17 protein-coding genes are annotated in these 23,507 nt (G+C 43.0%); 4 read left to right on the forward strand and 13 right to left on the reverse strand.

Annotated features, from left to right (window positions below):
• Window positions 1–455 precede the first annotated feature (455 nt).
• A complete protein-coding gene (locus AB8613_RS06515) occupies window positions 456–1,271 on the reverse strand; it encodes a helix-turn-helix transcriptional regulator (RefSeq protein ID WP_372384670.1) in 816 nt (271 codons plus the stop codon).
• A gap of 75 nt (window positions 1,272–1,346) precedes the next feature.
• Here AB8613_RS06515 and AB8613_RS06520 point away from each other — a divergent pair, with 75 nt between their 5' ends.
• On the forward strand, window positions 1,347–2,240 hold the full coding sequence (locus AB8613_RS06520; RefSeq protein WP_372384671.1) for a DMT family transporter: 894 nt from the start codon (window positions 1,347–1,349) through the stop codon (window positions 2,238–2,240).
• Between the two features lie 103 nt (window positions 2,241–2,343).
• On the opposite strand, the gene manA is transcribed toward AB8613_RS06520, so the two are convergent.
• The 3 genes from manA to malX form a co-directional block, all read right to left on the reverse strand.
• The gene (gene manA / locus AB8613_RS06525) at window positions 2,344–3,444 is read right to left on the reverse strand and encodes a mannose-6-phosphate isomerase, class I (protein WP_372384672.1); all 1,101 of its coding nucleotides are present in this window, start codon (window positions 3,442–3,444) and stop codon (window positions 2,344–2,346) included.
• Window positions 3,441–4,613 (reverse strand): MalY/PatB family protein, encoded by a 1,173-nt coding sequence (locus AB8613_RS06530; RefSeq protein ID WP_372384673.1) that lies wholly within the window; start codon window positions 4,611–4,613, stop codon window positions 3,441–3,443. The genes manA and AB8613_RS06530 overlap by 4 nt, the downstream gene beginning before the upstream one ends.
• Before the next feature lie 85 nt (window positions 4,614–4,698).
• Complete coding sequence (gene malX / locus AB8613_RS06535) at window positions 4,699–6,276, reverse strand: maltose/glucose-specific PTS transporter subunit IIBC (RefSeq protein ID WP_372384674.1); 1,578 nt, start codon at window positions 6,274–6,276, stop codon at window positions 4,699–4,701.
• Between the two features lie 250 nt (window positions 6,277–6,526).
• On the opposite strand from malX, the gene AB8613_RS06540 reads away from it, so the two are divergent.
• Window positions 6,527–7,549 (forward strand): Mal regulon transcriptional regulator MalI, encoded by a 1,023-nt coding sequence (locus AB8613_RS06540; protein WP_372384675.1) that lies wholly within the window; start codon window positions 6,527–6,529, stop codon window positions 7,547–7,549.
• Window positions 7,550–7,690: 141 nt separating this feature from the next.
• Here AB8613_RS06540 and glmS read toward each other — a convergent pair whose 3' ends face one another.
• Together glmS and AB8613_RS06550 are read right to left on the reverse strand one after the other, a co-directional pair.
• Complete coding sequence (gene glmS / locus AB8613_RS06545) at window positions 7,691–9,523, reverse strand: glutamine--fructose-6-phosphate transaminase (isomerizing) (protein ID WP_372384676.1); 1,833 nt, start codon at window positions 9,521–9,523, stop codon at window positions 7,691–7,693.
• 106 nt (window positions 9,524–9,629) lie between these two features.
• On the reverse strand, window positions 9,630–10,400 hold the full coding sequence (locus tag AB8613_RS06550; protein ID WP_146490499.1) for a DeoR/GlpR family DNA-binding transcription regulator: 771 nt from the start codon (window positions 10,398–10,400) through the stop codon (window positions 9,630–9,632).
• 428 nt (window positions 10,401–10,828) lie between these two features.
• Between AB8613_RS06550 and pykF the strand changes: the two genes are divergently transcribed.
• Together pykF and AB8613_RS06560 are read left to right on the forward strand one after the other, a co-directional pair.
• A complete protein-coding gene (gene pykF / locus AB8613_RS06555; RefSeq protein WP_372384677.1) occupies window positions 10,829–12,241 on the forward strand; it encodes a pyruvate kinase PykF in 1,413 nt (470 codons plus the stop codon).
• A gap of 223 nt (window positions 12,242–12,464) precedes the next feature.
• Window positions 12,465–13,088 carry a GntR family transcriptional regulator gene (locus tag AB8613_RS06560; protein ID WP_029405749.1) on the forward strand — a complete coding sequence of 208 codons (624 nt, stop codon included), beginning with the start codon at window positions 12,465–12,467 and terminating at the stop codon, window positions 13,086–13,088.
• A gap of 580 nt (window positions 13,089–13,668) precedes the next feature.
• Here AB8613_RS06560 and AB8613_RS06565 read toward each other — a convergent pair.
• The 7 genes from AB8613_RS06565 to AB8613_RS06595 all read right to left on the reverse strand — a co-directional run bounded on the left by AB8613_RS06565 (window position 13,669) and on the right by AB8613_RS06595 (window position 23,323).
• A complete protein-coding gene (locus AB8613_RS06565; RefSeq protein WP_372384678.1) occupies window positions 13,669–15,552 on the reverse strand; it encodes a diguanylate cyclase in 1,884 nt (627 codons plus the stop codon).
• A 111-nt stretch (window positions 15,553–15,663) separates the two neighbouring features.
• A complete protein-coding gene (gene ilvN / locus AB8613_RS06570; protein ID WP_008219984.1) occupies window positions 15,664–16,158 on the reverse strand; it encodes an acetolactate synthase small subunit in 495 nt (164 codons plus the stop codon).
• A gap of 1 nt (window position 16,159) precedes the next feature.
• A complete protein-coding gene (locus tag AB8613_RS06575; protein WP_372384679.1) occupies window positions 16,160–17,899 on the reverse strand; it encodes an acetolactate synthase 3 large subunit in 1,740 nt (579 codons plus the stop codon).
• Between the two features lie 458 nt (window positions 17,900–18,357).
• The gene (locus AB8613_RS06580; protein WP_372384680.1) at window positions 18,358–20,166 is read right to left on the reverse strand and encodes a long-chain fatty acid--CoA ligase; all 1,809 of its coding nucleotides are present in this window, start codon (window positions 20,164–20,166) and stop codon (window positions 18,358–18,360) included.
• A gap of 201 nt (window positions 20,167–20,367) precedes the next feature.
• On the reverse strand, window positions 20,368–21,327 hold the full coding sequence (leuO, locus tag AB8613_RS06585; protein WP_060983006.1) for a transcriptional regulator LeuO: 960 nt from the start codon (window positions 21,325–21,327) through the stop codon (window positions 20,368–20,370).
• A gap of 346 nt (window positions 21,328–21,673) precedes the next feature.
• A complete protein-coding gene (locus AB8613_RS06590) occupies window positions 21,674–22,744 on the reverse strand; it encodes an MJ1255/VC2487 family glycosyltransferase (protein ID WP_146490495.1) in 1,071 nt (356 codons plus the stop codon).
• Between the two features lie 54 nt (window positions 22,745–22,798).
• Window positions 22,799–23,323, reverse strand: a complete 525-nt coding sequence (locus AB8613_RS06595) for a phosphatase PAP2 family protein (RefSeq protein WP_146490494.1) — start codon at window positions 23,321–23,323, stop codon at window positions 22,799–22,801.
• Window positions 23,324–23,507 lie beyond the last annotated feature (184 nt).

Below are 23,507 nucleotides of genomic sequence, written 5' to 3' on the forward strand. Positions count from 1 at the left end.
TGTGAGAAAGTTGATGAACATTAAAGGTCGAAACTCACTACAAGTTCATAAACGAGAGAATCACCTAATTAATCTAAATCATAATTATTTTACTCGTTGAAATTAAATAATTTAGTCTGTAATAGAAACTTTAGAACCATCAATGTAAAGAGGAATATTAGCTAAACTACTGCTTTATTTTTTAAATAAACGCGTACCAACAATAACACTTAAACCTTACCTCTTAAGCGGAATCACCTTCCCCTAATAGTTCTCTGTAGCGAAAAATTTATTGATTCACCGTCAGACTATTCCAAGAATAGTTCGCACATGGACTATGCATATCAACCAAAGCATACTTAAACAACAATTAGGCGAGCTCACGTGTTTTAAAACCTGTTGCTCTCATCGTAGAAAGCTCGTCAGCCAAGGAAGCTTTTAAGGCATAGCATCCAAATTTCTAATCCTTTCAAAAATCAATGCTGTTGATGTTGTTTCCTAAATTGCTCTGGCGTTACTCCGGTTAGCTTACGAAACATTTTAATAAAAGATGACCCTTGACTATAACCCAGTAGGAAAGCAATTTCGTTGATTGATATAGATTCCTTCAATAATGTCATAGCTTTGACTAACTTTGCTCGTTGGCGCCAATCATTAAAACTCATTCTTAGCTCTTTTTGAAAACGTCGAGCAAGCGTTCGCTCAGTACTAAATACACGCTTTGCCCATGTCTCTAAACTGGAGCTATCGGAAGGATCCTCCAGAAGGTGAGCCAAAATAGGTGCGAGTAATTTGTCATTACTCGAAGGAAGGTAATTTTCTATGGGCTCAGTTTTCGCGAGTCTTTCCATTAGCACATGGCTTAAGCACCTATCTTCCTCGGTCAACACAGCCGTTGTTTTTCGTTCTACTAAATCATCTATTATTGCTCTTAATAGTGGTGTTAGAGGGATCATACAAGCCTGCTTAGGTAGGCTTGGGCTAATACTTAAAGCAATATTAATAGCGCAATACTCTACATCACTTCGATTAAAAGCACGATGCTGCTGCTGTGCTGGGGTCCAAATTGCGTAGTTGGCGGGACAAACCATTTTTTGCTTATCGACTTCCATCTCAAGTACACCTTGTTTGATTAGATGCAACTGCCCCCAAGCGTGTGAATGAGGCAGAGTTTCGGTTTGCGCCTCAAGAAAAAAATAATGAAAAAACACATCAGTAGGGAGCGTTTCATCCAGTCGCGGTATAAATGTTTTGCCTGTCGTGTTAGCTATGTTCTCTGTCGTGAACGGCATACAGCTTTCCCCTTCGTTGATGTGACAATTCTGTTAGTTGCTCTTTCGAAACCAGTCCCCATAACAGAGATTATTATGAATATTTTATTTCCTATTGCCGCCGTATTTATATGGGCAGCAAATGCTGTAATCAGTAAATTAGCAACCAGTGTGATAGAGCCTGGTGCCATAGCTTTCTATCGTTGGTTTTTTGCGCTGTTAATCCTATTGCCATTTTGCATTAAGCCAGTATGGCAACAGCGAGAGCAGATAAAGCCACTCATATTAAAATTAACGATTTTGGCTTCACTCGGTATGGTGCTTAATCAATGCCTTGCGTATTACGCAGCCCATACGACTAGTGCGACAAATATAGCGGTCTTCTTATCATTAATGCCGTTGTTTGGATTGTTTCTTGCTGTTCCACTATTGGGCAGCAAATTGAAAAAACAGGCACTATTTGGCGCCGTAATCTCTCTCTCAGGGTTAACGTATATGTTGAGTGAAGGTAATCCTGTAACTTTGCTGTCTGATGGCATAAAGCAAGGTGATGGTTTAATGCTTATCTCTAGCTTGGCCTACGCTCTTTACTCAGTTTTACTTAATAAATGGAAACTGCCATTAAAGCCTTGGACGTCTGTTTTTTGCCAAGTCGTAATTGGTGCCCTGCTTCAATTACCCTTATTACTGAGCAGTGACTCCTACCTAGTCGCAATTGATGCTTTTCCTATGGTGCTTTTTGCTGCAGCTTTTGCTTCAGTTCTTGCCCCTTGGTTTTGGCTTCAAGGTGTGCAGCGTATTGGTGCTTCACAAGCCACATTATTCATGAATCTAGTTCCTGTGTTTACAGTCCTAATTAGCCTTATTTTCCTTGGTCAACAACCTACGATGTACCATTTGATTGGCGGCGGTTGCGTTCTCGTTGGACTACTACTGGCTCAAATGAAAACTCTATCATTACGAGTAACCTTGAATCCTGAAGTAGCCTAGTGGGAGTTGGTTTAAGCGTTTAGCGTTAGTTAAAATCCATCTCTAATGTGAGTTAGAGATGGATTGGGAAGAAAAGGATCCGACGTTTATATTGGCTCCTTTTCTATTCAGACTCAAAAGCGCGAACTAATAAACCATCGCCAGATACATGATAAGTACCCGGTTCAACAAGCAGAGATTGTCCAGCAGACAAAGTGATGTCATTAAGTTGAGCTCTACCTTTTGCGACCAATAGAATGGAGCGAGTCGCTACATTAAGCGGTTGCTTATCTTCAGTGGTTTGGCGCAATGCTAAACCAAAATTGGTCTCTGTTGGTTGTAATACACGATCGTGATTGATAATACTCGCCGCTAGCTTTTCGGGGGTGAAAGGAGCAAATTGCGTACAAGTGATCAATTCCGTGGTATCAATGTGTTTAGGTGTTAATCCGGCTCTTAATACGTTGTCTGAACAACCCATTAATTCTATGCAGGTACCTTTGGTGTAGGCATGGATGGTACCTGCTGGAAGAAACATAGCTTCTCCAGGGTTTAGCGTTAAACAGTTCAAATACAGTGGCGCTAAGATACCGATATCACTCGGATAGTAATGAGCAAGATCGACAATTTGTTGCCACATTGGAGCATTACGAGTGATGGCAATCGCAAGCGTTTTCTCAATAACTTGTTGCTTTTCACGTTCGGCTAATTGCAGCAACGAAAGCAGCATTGATTGGTGATCAAAATGCGCACTGTTTGTGATGCTGTCGAGATGTGGTGATTCGATTGAGCGAAAATTATCGCGAATCTCTTCTAATTCTCTAAAACCGACCATAACCTTAAAAGGCGATAAGGCCATCACCATCTCAGGTTTTGCATTAGCATCTTTGTAGTTGCGGTGCGCGGCCGTTAGTGGGATACCTTGAGCATTCTCACGCTCAAATCCATCTTTAGCGTGTTCGCTATTAGGGTGTACTTGTAGTGAAAGCGGTTGAGATGCACTCAGTACTTTAAATAGAAAGTTAAGTGGTTTGTCCGCTAAAAACAGATCTAGGTTTTGCCAAGTGTGATCATTTAGCTGAATTTGAGAAGGTAACGCCGGATGACTTCCCAACCATAATTCTGCTAAAGGACGTTCTTCTTGTTGCAAGCCAAATAGGCCATAAAGCAAGTGGGAACCCCATGGGTAATGCTGTTGCCTTGCTTCTAATGAGTATGTGTTCATCGAGTTAACTCTTTGATTGATGAAATTAAAGCGTTCAAGCCCAATTCGACTTTGCTGCGTGGGCAGCCAAGGTTTAGGCGGACAAATTGATTTCCTTCAATGCCATAGGTGCTCCCTTGCATGATGGCAACTTTGTGTTTTTCGATTAGGTTTTGATTAAGTGCATCCATGTTTAAATTGAATGAAGAAAGATCTATCCACGCTAAGTAAGTCGCATCAGGTATTTGATAGCCGATGCTTGGAAGTTGCTCAGCTAATGTTTGTTGGACGTATTGATGATTGGCATAAAGATAATCGTTTAACTCATCAAGCCACGCTGCTCCATGTTGATAGGCTGCGATTAATCCAATGACGCCTAAGATGGAAGGAGATGAGAGTCCATCAACCTCTTTTAGGTTTTTTAGGTAAGTGTTGCGGGCAGTACTATCAGCAATGAAAGCGTATGAGCCGTTAAGGGCTGGAATATTAAAAGACTTTGAGGCTGAACTGACGAGCGCCCATCGCTCACCCATGTCAAAGCCTTGCCAAGGTGTGTGTGATTTAAAGCTCACATCCATATGAATTTCATCGCTAATAACAGCAACATCATATTTCTTGCATAGCTGAGCCATGCGAGTGAGTTCGTCATTACTCCATACTTTTCCTGTCGGGTTATGCGGGCTGCATAGAAGTAAAACGGTATTGTTTGGATCAGATAGCTGTGTTTCAAACTGTTGCCAATCAATATGAAACTCTGTTGATGGTTTTTGTAGAGGGTTTGTTACGACGGTACGGTCTAAGCCGAGAATCATATTTTCAAAAGCATCATAGGCAGGAGTGTGAATGATGATTCCTTGCCCTTTTTGACTCCAGTGGCGGATCAGTTGTGAAACAATATAGATGACGGATGGGCCATAAACTAAATGCTCTTGATTCAAATCAGCATCAAAACGAGTCTTGAACCACTGTGTAACGGCATTTTTAAAGTCGCTATGATTCCAACGACTGTAACCAAATACGGAATGCTCGACACGAGCTTTAAGTGCTTCAATTACCGCAGGTGGTGCTGCAAAATCCATATCAGATATAGTAAAAGGGAGTAAATCAGCTTGGCCAAAACGGTCTTCTACATAGTCCCATTGTGTGCAATAGGTCCCTTTACGGTTGATTTGTTCTGAGAAATTGAACATAGGTAGCCTGTCGCTCAGTTGAGCTAAAAAAATGATGTCGAAAGGAATGAGCGGAGGGGACACCTCCGCTATTTAACGCTTAGGATTAAGCAGTTGCAGTCATAAGAGATTGCATTTCATTTTTTACTAGGTGGACTTGCGCACCGATAACAACTTGAAGGCTATGTTCATCAAGCTTGACTACACCAAGAGCACCGTACGACTTCAGTTTTGCATCATCAACCAAGCTCATATCTGCAACAGTTAAGCGTAGTCGAGTAATACAGTTATCAAGAGAAGTGATGTTTTCAGCTCCGCCTAGCGCAGCTAGTATCAATCCGCCTTTGCCGCCTTCTGTAGCCAAAATTGCTTCAGCTTCTTCTGATACTGGTGCTTCGTCCGTTTCACGACCAGGAGTTTTCAGGTTGAACTTAATGATTGCGAACTTGAATACGAAGTAGTAGACGGTGAACCAAACAGCTGCAACAAGAGGGACTAGATACCATTTAGTTGCCGTGCCTTGCAGAATACCGAAGACAAAGAAGTCAATGATGTTGCCATCAGTGTTACCAATAGTGACATCAAGCATACCCATGATCATGAAGCCAAAACCAGTTAGCATCGCATGAACAAAGTAGAGAACAGGAGCAACGAATAGGAATAGGAATTCAAGAGGTTCTGTAATACCGCCTACCACACAGGCAACAACGCCTGATAGCAATAGTGCTTTGATTTTACCTCGGTTTTCCACCTTCGCGCAGTGGTACATAGCTAAAGCTGCACCAGGAAGACCACCAAGGAAAGCTGGCATTTTACCTTGAGATAAGAACGCCGTTACTGATGGCGTGAAGCCTTGAGTTTCAGAACAAGCTAATTCTGAGTAGAAGATGTTTAAAGCACCAGAAACGGTTTCGCCACATACTTCCATTGTACCACCAGCTTCAGTAAAGCGGATAAGTGCGACGAGAATATGATGCAGACCAATAGGAAGCAGTAAGCGTTCACCCGCACCAAATAGGAAAGGTCCAAAATCGCCAGCGCCAGCGATAGCATAACCAATGCCATTGATACCAGCTGCGAAATAAGGCCATACGAATGGTACAAGCAAGCCAACAAGACCTAGCGTGATGCTTGAGATGATTGGTACAAAGCGCGCGCCACCAAAGAATGCAAGAGCATCTGGCATTTTAAAGGTATAGAAACGAGCATGTAGTTTAGCCACGATAATACCAACGATTACCGCACCTAGAATACCCGTATCAATTGAGTCAACACCTAGAATTGACTTCACACCATAAGCTTTACGCTCAATGTCACTTCCTAAAACACCATTAACGGTTAGGTAAAAATTGATAGACAAGTTTAGTGCAGCATAGCCGACTAGACCTGAAAATGCAGCGACCCCTTTCTCTTCACGTGCTAAGCCCATTGGTATAGCAATAGCGAACATTACCGGTAAGTAAATAAAGGCAACTAAACCAATTTTAGTCATCCATATGAACAGGTATTGGAGTAGAACGTTGTCAAAGAAGGGCATTGCCTCTTTTAGGGCAGAGCTAGAAAAAGAGCTACCAACACCCAGCAAAATGCCTGAAAACGCAAGTAAGGCTACGGGAACCATGAAAGTTTTACCAAGGCTTTGTAGGAACTCCCACAAAGTGGATTTATTAGATTGTTGTTTCATAGAAAATCTCTAATTAATACGGCATGTAATAAAACAATAGAGGCGATTCAAAATGGCGTACAAAGGGTGAATGCCTGCTCTATCTGGCGCAACAATACACCTGATAAATTTGTGGTGAAACGTTTTACCACTTTTATTGTGATCGTGATCGTTGTATTTTTCAACATGCTAGTGAAGAGTAATAGAATCATCGCTGGGATAATGAGTTGGCTAGGTGTAACGTTTTATCTAATTAAAGCAAAGAAGAGTAATGATAAATAAAAAAGCAAACATTAAGGATGTCGCTGAGCAAGCGGGAGTGTCCGTGACAACAGTATCGATGGTGCTTAGCGAAAAAGGACGAATCTCTTCTGAAACGATCGATAAAGTCAATCAAGCAGTACAGGAGCTTGGTTATATAAAGAATCGCAGTGCGTCCAATTTACGCTCACAAAAGTCAGCACTGATTGGACTCATTTTAAGAGATATTAGTGACCCATATTATGCAGAAGTTACTGCAGGTCTAAGTGAAGTGCTAGAAGACAAAGGCTACATGCTTTTTCTTGCCCAATCAGGAACGAACCAAGACAAATTTGATCAATGTATAGCAACTATGGTGGCGCAGGGCGTTGGGGGTATTGTGTTCTGTCCAATCCGTGATATCGGGGTCCCTAACATTGATAAAGTAAAAGAACTAAATGTACCCATTGTTTGTGTGGCACGAGCAAAGGTAGGACAGCAGATAGATTTTGTTGGGCCAGATAATATGCAAGCGGCAAAAATTGCCACCGAATACCTTATCAAACAGGGACACCGCCAAATTGCTTATGTCGGAGGGCAATCTGACTCGTTAAGCCGAGCAGAGCGTTTAGGTGGTTATTGCAGCACATTAATGCAATTTGGCTTGCCATTTAAACCTGAATGGGTGATTGAGTGTGATAAAAGCCAAACAGCTTCAGCAGAAGCCGTCAATCAGTTGATTAATAAAAACCCAAAGATTACCGCTTTACTTTGTCATTATTCTTCAACAGCATTTGGGGCTGTTTACGGTGTTAATCGTTCCAATCGTAGTGTTGGTAAAGATAACTATATTGGCCAACAAGTTGCGATCATTGGTTTTGATGATGTGCCGGAAGCTGAATTGATCCAACCTTCTCTAACTTTTGTTTCTACGCCAGTTCGTGATATTGGGCGCGAAGCTGGACACCGGCTGATCAGTCAACTTGAAAGCAAAGATAGCGTTCCACAAAGTGTCATTTTAAGCCCTGAACTAATTGCCCGAGATTCTGCATAATACAATTATAACGATTAATATTTCGCATTGAGTCATTGTATGCGCTTGATCAAAAAAACCTCCTACCAAGTTACACTTAGTAGGAGGTTTAAAGAGTCAAACATTATAATCTAGATGAATAACGCTAAGAGAAAATTCGACTTACTCAACCGTTACCGCTTTCGCTAGATTACGAGGTTGGTCAACGTCGGTACCTTTGATCAACGCAACATGGTAAGACAGCAGCTGCATTGGTACTGTGTAGTAGATAGATGCCGTTACTTCACTTACGTGAGGCATCTTGATAATCTTCATGTTCTCATCGCTTTCGAAACCAGCAGCTTCATCTGCAAATACATACAGCAGGCCGCCACGAGCACGGACTTCTTCAACGTTCGATTTCAGCTTCTCTAGCAAGTCGTTGCTTGGTGCAATAACGACTACAGGCATATCTGCATCAATAAGAGCCAAAGGACCGTGCTTAAGCTCACCAGCCGCGTATGCTTCTGCGTGGATGTAAGAGATCTCTTTCAGTTTAAGAGACGCTTCCATCGCGATTGGGTAGAACTCACCACGCCCCAAGAACAGTGTGTGGTGCTTATCAGCAAAATCAGGTGCCAGTGCTTCAATTTCTTTATCAAACGCTAATGCTTTTTCGATATCAGCAGGCAGTTGGTGAAGTGCTTGAACGATTTCCGCTTCTTTCTCTTCATTGATACGACCTTGTAGGCGACCAATTGAAGTAACCATCATCAGCATTGCTGCTAGTTGAGTTGTGAACGCTTTCGTAGAAGCAACACCGATCTCCGTTCCTGCGCGAGTCATAAAAGCAAAGTCAGATTCACGAACCAGCGAAGAACCGGCAACGTTACAGATGGTCATTGCTGACATGTAGCCCTTCTCTTTTGCAAGACGAAGTGCAGCAAGCGTATCCGCAGTTTCACCAGACTGAGACAGAGTCACCAATAGGCTGTTCGGGCGAACAACGAAGTCACGGTAACGGAACTCAGAGGCGATCTCTACGTCACAGCTTACGCCAGCTAGAGATTCAAACCAGTAGCGAGCTGCCATGCCTGAGTTATAAGAGGTACCACATGCGATGATCTGTACATGTTCAACCTTGCTTAAGATCTCTTCCGCTTTAACACCAATCGCGTTAGTGATAACCGAAGTGTCAGAGATACGACCTTCCATTGTGTTGATCAGCGCGGTTGGCTGTTCGAAGATCTCTTTCTGCATGAAGTGACGGTATTGACCTTTATCACCAGCATCATGTTCTGCGTTTGATTCTACGATTTCACGATCTACACGCTCACCCGCTACATCAAATACCGTTACATCACGACGAGTAACCTCAGCAACATCACCTTCTTCTAGGTACATGAAGCGACGAGTTACACTTAGCAGTGCAAGTTGGTCTGATGCCAGGAAGTTCTCACCCACACCAAAACCAATAACGATAGGGCTACCAGAACGAGCCACAACGATACGGCTAGGATCTTTACGATCAACAACAACCGTGCCGTACGCGCCGTCTAATTGTTTTGCGGTTTTCTGTAGCGCTTCAACCAAAGAAGCTGAAGTGCGAAGTTCCCACTCAACTAAGTGAGCGATAACTTCTGTATCTGTTTGTGAAGTAAACACGTAGCCACGCTCTTGCAGCATAGCGCGCAGTGCTTCGTGGTTTTCGATAATGCCATTGTGCACAACGGCAATATCACCAGACATGTGTGGGTGGGCGTTCGCTTCAGATGGCTCACCGTGTGTTGCCCAACGAGTGTGAGCGATACCTGTACCACCAATCACATGTTGCTCGTCTACCGCGTCAGCGAGCTCTTGTACTTTACCAAGGCGGCGGACACGAGTTAAGTTAGCTTCGGTATCAACTACAGCGACACCCGCTGAATCGTAGCCTCGGTATTCTAGGCGGCGAAGGCCTTCTACTAAAATTTCGGCTACATCACGCTGTGCTACTGCACCAACAATTCCACACATAGTTTTACTCCATCAATTTCGTTTATTCCTATTGGCAGCAAGCAAAGGCCATATCTTTATTAAGATCAATTATAGGAAGGTAAATGCATAATACTTAAATTTGTTTTTACGCTGGATCGGTCAGGATCACGCGAACATCATGTGATTCGATACTTGCTATGGATTCTTCGCCTAAGTCTGTATCTGTAATTAAGATGTCAATGTGTTCCCATGCCAGCTCTAAGTTTGGGATCTTTCGCCCCACTTTTTCCGACTCAACCATCACGATCACTTCTCGTGACACTTCAGCCATTACTTTGCTTAGGCCAACCAACTCATTAAACGTGGTTGTACCTCTATCAAGGTCGATACCATCGGCCCCGATGAATAGTTGGTCAAAATCGTAAGCGCGAAGCACCGACTCTGCGACTTTGCCTTGGAAAGAGTCCGAATGCGTATCCCAAGTGCCGCCAGTCATTAATAATGTAGGCTCGCTTTCAAGCTCATTAAGCGCATTAGCGACGTGCAATGAGTTGGTCATAACAACCAAGCCACGCTTGGCATTAAGCTGCTGAATTAGGGCACCTGTAGTACTGCCACTATCGATCACGATGCGGTTATGGTCGCGAATTAAATCTGCAGCGGCTTTTGCCAATGAAACCTTTCGAGTCGAAACTTGTTGACCCAGTTCTTCATTAACAACCTCTTTCGGTAACGAAATCGCACCACCATAACGGCGTAAAAGCTGACCGTTTTTCTCTAAAGACGCCAAGTCCTTTCTAATAGTGACCTCTGAGGTTTCGAACTTAGCGGATAATTCATCAACACTAACCTCCCCTTTTTCATTCACTAAGTTAGAAATTGCATGTCTTCTGAGCTGCGTGTTTCGTTTCGACATTTAAAAAAGACCATTAAGTTTCGATATGAAAGATATTATAGTTACAACGAAACTATTTAGTCCATTTATTTTGATCCAAAAAATTAATAAATAGCGATAAAACCTTGTCCTAAGACAATTGTTAAGCAGTGATATTGAACTCATTAGGTGGTAGAATCCGCACCCGAAAAGAAAAAAATTACAAAACTGACTGTTATTTTTTTGCAACTTACCGCCTATATAGTGGGGTAAGTCACATAAAACCGATATTGAATCAAAATCTTTTGGTCATAAAATGACTAAAATTGATGAAAGACTTACAACTCTGAAGGACATATTGGAAGTCCCGCGCTTTTACACAACAGGCACAAAATGTTGATGTAGCGGACCAATCTTCAGAACTTAAATAAATTTCAAATTGTAACAATACTTACCGGAGAGTACCTTCCATGAAAAAGACCAAAATCGTATGTACGATTGGCCCTAAAACTGAATCTGTAGAGAAGCTAACTGAACTAGTAGATGCTGGCATGAACGTTATGCGTCTTAACTTCTCTCACGGTGATTTCGCAGAGCACGGCACTCGTATCGCGAACTTCCGTAAAGTAATGGAAAACAAAGGTGAGCAACTTGCTATCCTTCTAGATACTAAAGGTCCAGAAATCCGTACTATCAAGCTTGAAGATGGTAACGACGTAGATCTAGTAGCTGGTCAAGAGTTCACTTTCACAACTGACGCAACAGTTGTTGGTAACAAAGACGTAGTAGCAGTAACTTACCTAGGTTTCGCTAAAGACCTAACAGCGGGTAACACTATCCTTGTTGATGACGGCCTAATCGAAATGGAAGTTATCGCAACAACAGAAACTGAAGTTAAGTGTAAAGTTCTTAACAACGGTGCTCTAGGCGAAAACAAAGGTGTTAACCTTCCTGGCGTTTCTGTTCAACTTCCAGCTCTTTCTGAGAAAGACAAAGCTGACCTTAAGTTTGGTTGTGAACAAGGCGTTGATTTCGTTGCTGCTTCTTTCATCCGTAAAGAAGAAGACGTTAAAGAAATCCGTGAGCTTCTAAACGCTAACGGCGGCGAGAACATCCACATCATTTCTAAGATTGAAAACCAAGAAGGTGTAGATAACTTCGATTCAATCCTTGAAGCTTCTGACGGCATCATGGTTGCTCGTGGTGACCTAGGTGTTGAAATCCCAGCTGAAGAAGTAATCTTCGCTCAGAAGATGATGATCGAGAAGTGTAACCGTGCACGTAAGATGGTTATCACTGCAACTCAAATGCTTGACTCTATGATCAGCAACCCACGTCCAACTCGTGCAGAAGCGGGTGACGTTGCGAACGCAATCATGGATGGTACTGATGCTGTAATGCTTTCTGGTGAAACTGCTAAAGGTAAGTACCCAGTTGAAGCTGTTACTATCATGGCTCAAATCGCGAACCGTACTGATTCAGCTCTTAAAGCTGAGCTAGGTTCTCGTCTAGACAGCCCACGTCTACGCATCACTGAAGCAGTATGTAAAGGCGCTGTAGACACTGCAGAGAAGCTAGCTGCTCCTCTAATCGTTGTTGCAACTGAAGGCGGTAAGTCTGCACGTTCAGTACGTAAGTACTTCCCAACTGCAAACATCCTTGCTCTAACAACTAACGAAAAGACAGCTGCACAGCTAGTTCTTACTAAAGGTGTTAAGCCAGTTCTTGTTGAATCTATCGAGAACACAGACGCGTTCTACATCAACGGTAAAGAAATCGCTCTACAATCTGGCCTAGGTAACAAAGGCGACATCGTAGTTATGGTTTCTGGTGCTCTAGTAGCTTCTGGTACTACAAACACGGCATCTGTTCACGTTCTATAAGAATGAACCGATTCGCATAAAATATAAAAGAGGGCTTCGGCCCTCTTTTTTTATGAAACAAAATCTTGCCTAACTTTTCAGTACGCTGTATTATCAATCACAATAGAACTACGTACTGTTAACTTCCAATTGGCTCTTTCTAAGAAACGGATTAGCAGACTAGAAATCAATATACATGAGGTTTGTAATGTCTAGCCCTACGCTCACTGACAAAGTATCAAAGATGATTCGCCAAGATATTCTTAATGGTGAGTTAACCCCTGGCCAAAAGCTCGTTGTTGCTGATCTAAAAGCACGATACAACGTCGGTGCATCTCCCATTCGCGAAGCCTTGGTACAATTATCTTGGAGCAAATACGTAAAGCTTGAGCCACAAAAAGGCTGCTGGGTATCTCCTGTATCAAAGAAAGAACTGAATGATCTCTACGAAAGCCTTCGTGTTGTCTCTTCTGTTCTGCTTAAAAAAGCGATTTCAGCGGGTGATGAGAGCTGGGAACTAGATGTATTAACGTCTTACCATAAACTGTCGCGAGTGCAGTACGTATCTGAAGAGTTTGATTGTGTTGAGTGGGAAGAGCGCCACCAGCAGTTCCATGTTGCGTTACTTGAAGGCGCTGATTCAGAGAACATGTTTAAGTTCTTTGATGACCTAATTAACCAAGTGAAACGTTACCGCTTCCTCGCTATGTCTGCAGAAAGCGCATCTGATGATCTGTTCAATATTGATGAGCACGAAATGATCATGAAGCTAGTACTCTCTAAGAATGTAGAACAAGCGACAGAACTGCTTGATCAACACTTACTAGGTTCAATGAAACGAATTGAAGAAGTTATCGAAGCGGCATAATGCCAAGATAGATTCTCACCAAATAAAAACGGAGCCCAACGGCTCCGTTTTTTTCCAGTACCACGACTGAACTACCACCCAAAAAACTCTTTGTGATGAGTATTGAGCAGCACAACCATAGGTAAAAAATACAATGCACTAAGCTGAAAGCCAAGAATGGCTAATGTGCCTATGGTTAACCTCACTAAAAAATCGACAAACATACCACGCCTCTTTTAACCAGACTGTATGATCCCCAAACTCTTGCTCCAGCTAACCTAATTCTACTGCTGCCTTTCAAGTTATTGATAAGGCTAGCTAACCAGCTGAATTAAGTTAACGGTGTCATCCTTTTACATCTGGTAAACACTCTATTTATTATATCGTTTCACACGATGTAATCTGAAGCAAAGTAGTTTACTTATTGTTCATTTTAGCTCAAATTTTCACCAACATTAGACTTTAGTCTAACTGTATAGATTTTGTGACATAGGTCGTTCAAAAGTGAGATTCCTAATAAAAAGGGGGGAAAGGCAAAATGAGTCGGGGAGCCGCTTGAAGAAGTTAAGCAAATAGAAAAGAGGACTAGGTAGAAGCGAACCTAAGCAACATCATCGTAGCTAGGACACATAGAGACCGTATTACGGCCAGACGATTTAGATTCGTAAAGTGCAACATCAGCACACTTATATGAACGAGTGCTGTTACTGGTTAAATCCGTAAAGCCAACACTCACCGTTACCTTAGTTCCAGCTGCTAGCTCAATCTCGATTCGTAATCGTTCCAATACGCGTTTTGCTTCCGGCAGTGAGGTGTGTGGCATCAAGAGTGCAAACTCTTCTCCTCCGACACGTGCAACAAAGTCAGTCCCACGAAGGCTGTCTTGCAGAAGCCTTGCAACACTTGCAATCACTCGGTCGCCTTCATCGTGGCCAAGTTCGTCATTGATTCGTTTGAAGTTATCAATATCGACTAAAGCTAAGCAAGTGGTCGCTTCATTAGGGTAACGCTCGACCAAGCGAGAATAATACGCGAGCTGCTCTTCGAACTTTCGGCGGTTCCAAAGGTTACTCAAAGAATCTCGTTCACTTAAGATCCTCAAACGCACCTCAAGCTCCTTCCTTACAGAAATATCAACCAGGGACGTAATATAGTAACTGATCTTTCCAGAGCGATTCTTAACGGCTTGTACTCGCATGATGACGGTGAAAGGGATACGTAACTTGTTCTTGCACAGAACTTCCCCCTCCCATACTTCTTCTTGCTCTAAGTGTTGCCAGATTGAATCACTCGAGAGTGCCTGCTCGGTATTTTCAAGCAACAGCTGTAATGCATTTTGACCGATAACTTGAGTTTTGCAGTACCCCGTCATGTTCTCAAACTCGTTGTTGATCATCATAGTACGATGCTGCTTATCAGAGATCATGACGGCCGACATGCCGCTCAATGCGGCACGTGCCAACTTACTTTCTAGACTTCGACGTCGGTAATGAGTCACTAAATAAGCAAACGGAAACGCAAAAACTAGTACCGTTAGCAACACAAACACTTCTTCTTGAGAGAGGTCACTTAAGCTCGGTTCAGCTCGATCCATCAGTTGTTTCTGATTAAGTTGAATCAGTAAATGGACCTTTTGATTATTCGCGAGCATCACTGTGTTAAACGCAAACAAATTGCCATCTTCAAAAACGTGTCCCACCTGATCATTAGAGATCGCTTCCCATGCCTTTGGTGCGATGTTTTTCAGGTTGTAGCCTTTTCTTTCTGGAATAGAATCGCCAAACAGCTTTCCGCTATGGTTACTCGCTATGTAATAACCCGCTTCATTAAGAACTTCTGCTCTAAGATCATTATCAGGGGAAAAGCTAAGACGCGACGATAAACCCCATACGTCGAGATTAATAACAAGGTACCCCACTCTTTTCTCAGGTGTTTCTACGGGGGTAAAGACACGAATTACCGGCATATAAGGGAAAGTGATCTCACCATGTTCCATTTCAAGTTCAATGCCCCAGCCGCCAATTTGTTCAGCTTCTAGTTTTTGGGCGTATTGAAAGTAGCTCGAGTCAGATTTATCTTGAAGCTGTTGCGGTACCGTTATGTGGCCTGAATCAGCGGAGTAGTTGACACGAACCAGCTCTTTACCCGAGATATCTAGCAGGTGGATCTTTGTATACCATTTTTGGTTCACGAGGACAGACTGCCAAACCTCTTCGAGTAGATCTTTGGTTTGGTCAGAGGGAGAAGAGGCAAAATTAACCAAGCTTTGGCTGTGGCTTAACAGGCCCATTACGGAAACTAATTGAGTCTTAAGAAGATCGTAGTCTCGCTTGGCGTACACCAATTGATGGACAGCTTGCTTGGCCGAATAGTCAAAACTCTGCTGCTTCACTTCTTTATATCGCTGCAAGTAATACAGAGCGACAGCTGAACAGAGTGTGATTGAGATGATTAGTAATGTAATTATTGATTTTTTATTTCGCATTACTAGCTCAGGAAGAAAAAGAGAGCGCAAGATTATAGCACTCTAGGAAATTAACAAAATAAAAGCCGCTTAAAAAAGCGGCTTTAAAACTATTTTCTAAATACTTCTTGTTTAGGCTTTCAACGCTCGTTCACCACGTGCGATGCCAACAACCCCACTTCGAGCCACTTCAAGTACTTCCGTTACTTCAGACAATGCCTGAATGAAAGCATCCAGCTTCTCGCTAGTGCCGGCCATTTGAACCGTATATTGCGAAGCCGTTACATCAACGATTTGGCCACGGAAGATATCAGCCGTGCGCTTCACTTCTGCACGAGCAAAGCCGCTCGCGCGTACTTTTACCATCAACAGCTCACGCTCGATATGCTCAAGCTCAGACACTTCTTGTACCTTAAGTACATCGATTAGTTTATGTAGCTGTTTCTGGATCTGCTCAAGCTGCATTTCGCTTGAGTTAGTGGTTACGTTCAGACGAGACAGCGTCGGATCATCGGTTGGAGATACGTTCAAAGACTCGATGTTGTAGCCACGCTGAGAAAACAAGCCAACCACACGAGAAAGTGCACCAGGTTGGTTTTCCATTAATAGTGAAATGATGTGTCTCATATTATGTTCTCTCCGTTTTGCTTAGCCACATGTTATCCATACCCTCGCCCTTGATCTGCATTGGGTATACGTGCTCGGTGTCATCCACACTGATATCGACAAATACCAAACGGTCTTTCATCGCCAGTGCTTTTTCCAAACCTGATTCCAGTTCATCCGGAGATGAAATACGCATACCAACGTGGCCGTAAGCCTCGGCGATAGCAGCAAAATCAGGAACAGAGTCCATATATGAGTTAGAGTGACGGCCTTGATAAACAATGTCTTGCCACTGTTTTACCATGCCTAAAAAACGGTTGTTAAGGTTAATAATCTTAACTGGGATATTATATTGCAGCGCAGTCGACAGCTCTTGGATGTTCATCTGAATACTGCCATCACCCGTTACCACAACCACTTCTTCGTCTGGCTTAGCAAACTTAACCCCCATACCAGCAGGCAGACCAAAGCCCATCGTGCCTAAGCCACCAGAGTTAATCCAACGGCGTGGCTTGTTGAATGGGTAGTACAATGCTGCAAACATTTGGTGCTGGCCTACATCCGAAGCAACGTAAGCATCACCATTAGTTACTTTATGAAGTGTTTCAATAACTTGTTGTGGTTTGATGCACTCTGAAGATTTTTCATAAGCTAGGCAATCACGATCTTGCCACACCTTGATTTCACTCCACCAGCTCTCTAGAGCTTGCGCATCGTTAGTGCCGCCCTGCTCAATCAGCAGGTTAACCATGCTTTCTAGTACTTTTTCCGCAGAACCTACGATAGGCAGATCCACTTTCACGTTTTTAGAGATCGACGATGGGTCGATATCAATATGCATGATCTTTGCGTTAGGGCAATACTTATCCAGGTTATTGGTCGTACGGTCATCAAAGCGTACACCGACACCAAAGATAAGATCAGCATTATGCATCGCCATATTAGCCTCATACAAACCATGCATACCTAGCATACCCAAAGAGTTCTTATGAGTGCCAGGGAAGGCGCCAAGCCCCATTAAGGTACTTACTACGGGTAAATTCAGTGCTTCAGCTAATTTGATTAGCTGTTCATCTGCCTCAGAAATAACCGCACCACCACCGACGTAAAGTACTGGCTTCTTCGCTTCAAGAAGGGCTTTTAACGCCTTTTTAATCTGACCTTTATGACCCGTAACCGTTGGGTTGTACGAACGCATTTTGATTGTTTCTGGGTATTCATAAGGAAGCTTGATTTGTGGGTTTAAGATGTCTTTTGGCAGATCAATAACCACAGGACCGGGACGTCCTGTCGTTGAAATATAGAATGCTTTTTTAACGACTTCAGGGATATCTTCCGCTTTCTTAACTAAGAAGCTGTGTTTAACGATCGGGCGTGATACACCCACGATGTCACACTCTTGGAAAGCGTCGTTACCAATAAGGTTATTTGGTACGTTACCAGAAATAACAATCATTGGAATTGAGTCCATGTAGGCTGTTGCAATACCAGTAACGGTATTGGTCGCACCTGGACCAGAACACACAAGTACTACACCCGGTTTACCGGTAGAACGAGTATAGCCATCTGCCATGTGGGTAGCGGCTTGTTCGTGTCGTACTAATACGTGTTTAATTTCAGCAGTTTTAGCATGCAGCGCATCGTAGATATCAAGTACAGAACCACCCGGGTAACCAAAGATTTGTTCTACACCCTCTTCAATTAGAGACTGCACCACCATCTCAGCGCCGGATAACATTGCTGTTTCAGGTTTTGTTGTCATATTGCTCTCCTCACCAGTTTCCAATCATATTTGGTGAACATGTTGGGCTGGTTTTTCATAGTCTAGGGCTTATTCGTAGCCTAATTCGAAATACTTCCACTTTTTCGGCTATGGCTGTCTGTCGTGATAACAACAAACAGTAATACGAAACAACTTTAACGCTTTATTATCATCTGGTCTAACACCTGTTATTCGGCCACTGTGCCAAAAAACCAACTATTAGCTCAAAGCATTAAAGAAAACCCACCACAGACCTCAATGATAGATTTAAACACTGGTTACCAGACAAAAAAAGCATTTAATATTTCAACAGATCGCTATTTATCGATTAACAGCGAGCTTTCTGGCGTGCGTTTTCGCACATTGTGCGTGTCATTAGATACAAAAAATCCCCCTAAAAATGCAATCACATCCGTAGGGGGATTTTTAAACAACTGAAAATTTATCTAAGCAGAAAACTACTTATCTTTTGGCTTTTCATTGTACATTTCTTCGATTTCGTCTTGATACTTATCGTTGATAACTTTACGACGCAATTTTTGAGTTGGTGTCAGCTCACCATCATCCATAGAAAATGCTTTTGGTAGCAGTTTGAATTTCTTCACTTGCTCAAACTTAGCCAGTTCTTGCTGTAGGTCATTCACACGCTTTTCTAGCATCTCGACGATTTGGTGATGCTTAACAAGCTCAACGCGATCGTGATACTTGATATTAAGCTCTTTGGCATACTCTTCTAGTGAGTCATAACAAGGAACAATCAGCGCAGAAACGAATTTGCGCGTATCAGCGATAACAGCAATCTGTTCGATAAAGTGATCTTTACCAATCGCGCCTTCAACCACTTGCGGTGCAATGTACTTACCACCAGAGGTTTTCATCAGCTCTTTGATACGATCGGTAATGAACAGGTTACCATTTTCATCAAAATGACCCGCATCACCAGTTTTCAAGAAACCGTGCTCATCAAACGTCTTAGCCGTCTCTTCAGGCATCTTGTAGTAGCCACGCATCACCATTGGACCACGAACAAGAATCTCGTCCTTCGCACCAATTTTTACTTCTGCGCCCGGCATCGACATACCAATCGAATCAGGGTTAAAACAGCGGTCATCCCAACAAGATACTGTTGCTGTGGTTTCTGTCATGCCGTAACCAAGTTTTACGTTGATACCGATAGCATGGAAGAAACGACCAATCGTCTCATCAAGCTTTGCGCCACCACATGGCATAAAGTTGATGTTGCCACCTAGTAGAGCGCGCAGTTTAGATAGCACAAGCTTATCGGCTAGCGCATGGCTCTTTTTCAGCATTAACGATGGAGTACGACCTTCCTGGTGACAAACTGAAAGCTTTGCTCCCATGTTCACCGCCCAAGTAAATAGCACTTTACGAATAAATGGCGCTTTAGATACCTTCTCGTGAATCGCAGAGAAGATCTTCTCATAGAAACGTGGAACCGCACACATTACTGTTGGTTTCACATCGCTTAACGCATCACGCACTTGCATCGTGTCTTGCAGGTAGCAGTTGGTTGCGCCTTTATAGAGAACGTAGAACGTCCAAGCACGCTCAAATACGTGTGACAGAGGTAGGAAACACAGTGAGACATCGTCTTTGCTTAGGCTAAGGCGCTCATCGTGGCCTTCTAACTGGTAGCCAATATTGGTGTAATCAAGCATTACGCCTTTTGGCTGACCTGTGGTACCAGAGGTATAGATAAGAGTCAGTAAGTCGTCCATGCTTGCATCAGCAAGACGCATGTCAAGTTCAGCTTGTTGTGCTTCAACGCCACGCGCCATGAAGTCAGTCCACGATTCTGCAAAGTTGTGGCCTTGAAGGTCAATGTCATCAGACATAGCAACAACCACTTCTAACTGTTCGCACTCTTCAAACAGGCTAACAGCCGCATCGAATTGAACCTGTTCGCCAACGAATAAGATCTTCACATCTGCGTTTTGGATGATGTAAGAAGACTGTGCTGCTGTGTTCGTCGGATAAATCGGCACAGTCACAAGACGCGCTTGTAAAGATGCAAAATCTGCCACTGTCCATTGAGGCATATTATTCGAATAGATACCGATCTTATCCTGAACTCTCAGTCCTTGAGCCAACAGTGCTAATGAAAGCGTATCGATTTGTTGTCCAAACTGTTCCCAGCTAATGCCTTGCCATACATTGTCTACTTTGTGCTTCAAAGCTGTACGGTTGCCGCCTTGGGCAATTTGGTCACGAAGTCTTTTTACGATATGAAAATCTAAATTGGCCATCTCTTTACCTTTGGCTTACACCTGTAAGCTTTTTTGAGCGCACAAGTGTACCTCTGATCATGGAAAAGGCAACTGATGAAGCTCAAAGTTATAAGTAATAGTACGTCTCACGCTAAATTTTCTATCAACAAAAATAGCAGGTACAAAAAAGCCCCAAGCCAGACTCCTAGCTTAGGGCTTATAAAACATAGGGATTAGTGTCTAGTTAAGTGCCACGACTTCACCACAGATCATCATTAACTGATCTCGTAACCAAATGTGTCCTTTGTCCTTTTCACTTGATTCGTGCCAGCTTAGGAAGCCAGAAATAGCCGCATTATCGAATGGGAAATCTAGAATCTGAAGCTGCTCTTTATTTGCTGCATGCTCTACCATCCAACGAGGAGCAATCGTTACTAGTTCAGATTGACCAACAACGTAAAGAACGTTACTCAAGCTCGTACCTTCATAGAAAGGCGTGCAATCTAGGTCACGGTAAGCTTGCTCAGAGAAGCTACGTTGACCATGGATGCGAGACAGTTTTGCGTGTTTTTCGTTAAGCAGCTCTGCCGCAGAAACTTCACCGTTGATGCGTGGGTGAGAAGCAGAAGCAACCACAACTAATTCATCTTGGAAGATTTCAGTGCTTGAGAAGCCTTGCTCATCAAAACGAGCGTAATCAATAACGAAGTCGATTTCTTGGTAGCGCATGCGCTCTGAAAGTTGACGATCGAATTCAGCATCCATGTGCAGTTTAACGCTAGGTGCTTGGTCATTGATTGTCGACATAATCTTAGGAGCAAAACGCATGTCACAAGGGCTGCAAATCGCAAGTTTGAACAGGCGAGAAGACGACTCTGGAGAGAACACAGAACTTGGTAGTTCGTTGCGTACTAACTGTAGCGCTTGGCGGATTGGACCAAACAGCTGGCGAGCACGTTGAGTCGGTTGAATACCACGACCTTGACGCATGAATAGTTCGTCGTTAAACATCACTTTTAGACGAGCAACAGCGTTACTTACAGCAGGCTGAGACATACCCAGATTGTGAGCTGCACGTGTAATGTTTTGCTCTTGCATAACTGCATCAAATACAGTCAAAAGATTTAAGTCAACTCCACGAAGTGTGCTTTCCATTCTGTAGCTTGCAATTGCACTCATTGCGTCTTTTTTCTCTAACATTCAAGTTGCCTCTTGTCGGTTCGACAGCGTTAAATTGGTAATGGTATGGGAATAGATAACCACTAATTCTTATATTTATCAGACCGATACTTTTCGGATTACCATTACTATTAACCAATACATCTCGAGCTACCAACAAGATTGATAAAGAATAATTTTATTTTACCTTAATGATTAAATAACACCTAAAAATCAGAAACTTATAGAGTTATAAAAAAACATAAAATGCTTCACTTATGAGTTTCATTTCGACTTATTTAGCTGTTCTATCGTTTGGTTACAATTGTTACAACTTATTGAACCTATGAATTAGTTGGCCAGTCCATTCAGAAATAACACTTATGAGTTAGGTGAGCGATGCATAACTTGGAAAATCTACCTTGCCCCAAAGTTGCTTTCTTAAGTCGTCTTGATTAGACCAATTCCCCGCTAATAGCCATTCAACGAGTGCACTTGCCACGTCAGGGTAAGTGACCACTTCAGCCTGTTTTTCACTGAGCCAAGTACGCAAGATAGCCGCATCTAAAAAGGTCATGGTTTGAGCTAATCCAAGAGCCTCTAGCGTCGCCACATTGCTCTGTTGTTCGAACTGTCCTTCGAGTGGTTTGAGAAGCAATTTTTTCCCCAAGGTTAGGGCTTCAGATGGCAATTCAAAGCCGCCATTGGCTACCACACCTGAGCACTGGTTTAGGTCGAATTGAAAGCCTGCATGACTGAGTGGTTTAAACTCAATATTTTCGACTCGGCTATGCTCAATGACATTCGGGTGGTAGCAAACAAAATTATGGGAAATGAACTTCATCAGCAGCTCTGAGATCGACTCAATCTCCTCAAACGGCAAATAGACCAACGTAAAATCTGGTGCTGTTTTGGTTTGTTCATTACCAACCAGCGTGTGAACAATCGGTGTATGAACAATAGGTGGTAAAATCGGCTGTTCAAAGTGATACCAATGCAAACCAATAGAGTGCTCGGTTGGAGCGAAATGTTGAATCACTGAATGTTCAATCCAGTTGCCCCCTTCTTTGGGTACATCATAACGAAACGCATTCTGGTGGCTTATCCCAATGCATGGCACACCTTGCCGCTTAGCCGCCCACGCAGTCACAGGCTCAAAGTCATTAATCACTAAGTCATAAGGCGTAAGATCGATCTGGTTAATCTCACGGAGAAATCGCCAGATGTTATTCTTGATGAATGTTTTGCCGTATTTAACCTGCCCCTGCTCGCTGTAAAAAGTTAAGCCGCTGCGAGTCTGATAGTTGCCAAACGCTTCCATCGAAAAGTATTTGCTCGCTTCTCGACCTGAGAATAGAAAATCGACATCGATATTTTGCTGACGAAAAGCAACAGCCATTGCTCTCGCCCTCGCGATGTGACCATTCCCCGTACCTTGTACACCATATAAAATTTTCATGCATGTTCCTTTGAATTTACCACTTTAGCTCGGCAGTGATTGCCAACAAAATGATTACAGAATGAAACTGATAGCAAGGCTAGTACAAGCGATGCCCAAGGCTGCACCAATCAGTACGTCCGTTAAAAAGTGCACACCGAGCAGGATTCGAGAGCCTGCAATCGCAGTTGCCCACACTAAGCTAAAGAGGTACAAGCTCGGATAGAAATGTCCAATTAGGGTCGCCATAACAAAAGCCGCAGCGGAATGCCCTGAAGGCAGGCTGTATTTATCGGATGGCACAATATGAGAGTGAAGCAGTGAAGAGAATTCAGCTGGTCTACGGCGCTTGAGGGTATTTTTGGCCAGCCAGTAGATAGGCAGTTCGATAGCAAAAGCGGTTAAGCCCACCAAAAGAAAATCTCGACCGGTGTTGCTATCAGCCAGCAGTGCAACCAAAGCAATCAAAACATAAAGGTGTCCGTCTCCAGTATGAGACACCGCTTTACTCAAGGTTGCATGTTGCCCGCTGTAACGGTTCTTTAAGCAGAAAACAGAAAATGCCACATCCCAGCGGACAATAGGTTCGATAGTACGCATACGTTCTCCTTAACAATCCTTATTCAGTTAAGGCTCAAGTTATTCCCCTGAAATGACAGTTAAGTGACGTTTTGAATGAACTAAAATGAATTTTGAAGCAAATGACTCAACTAAATTGGGCATCCCAAGCTTGAGTGTGATCACACAGATACAAATAAAGCGACTCAAGGTCGCTTTATTGTTT

Source organism: Vibrio sp. BS-M-Sm-2 (assembly GCF_041504345.1).
Taxonomy (GTDB): domain Bacteria; phylum Pseudomonadota; class Gammaproteobacteria; order Enterobacterales; family Vibrionaceae; genus Vibrio; species Vibrio satsumensis.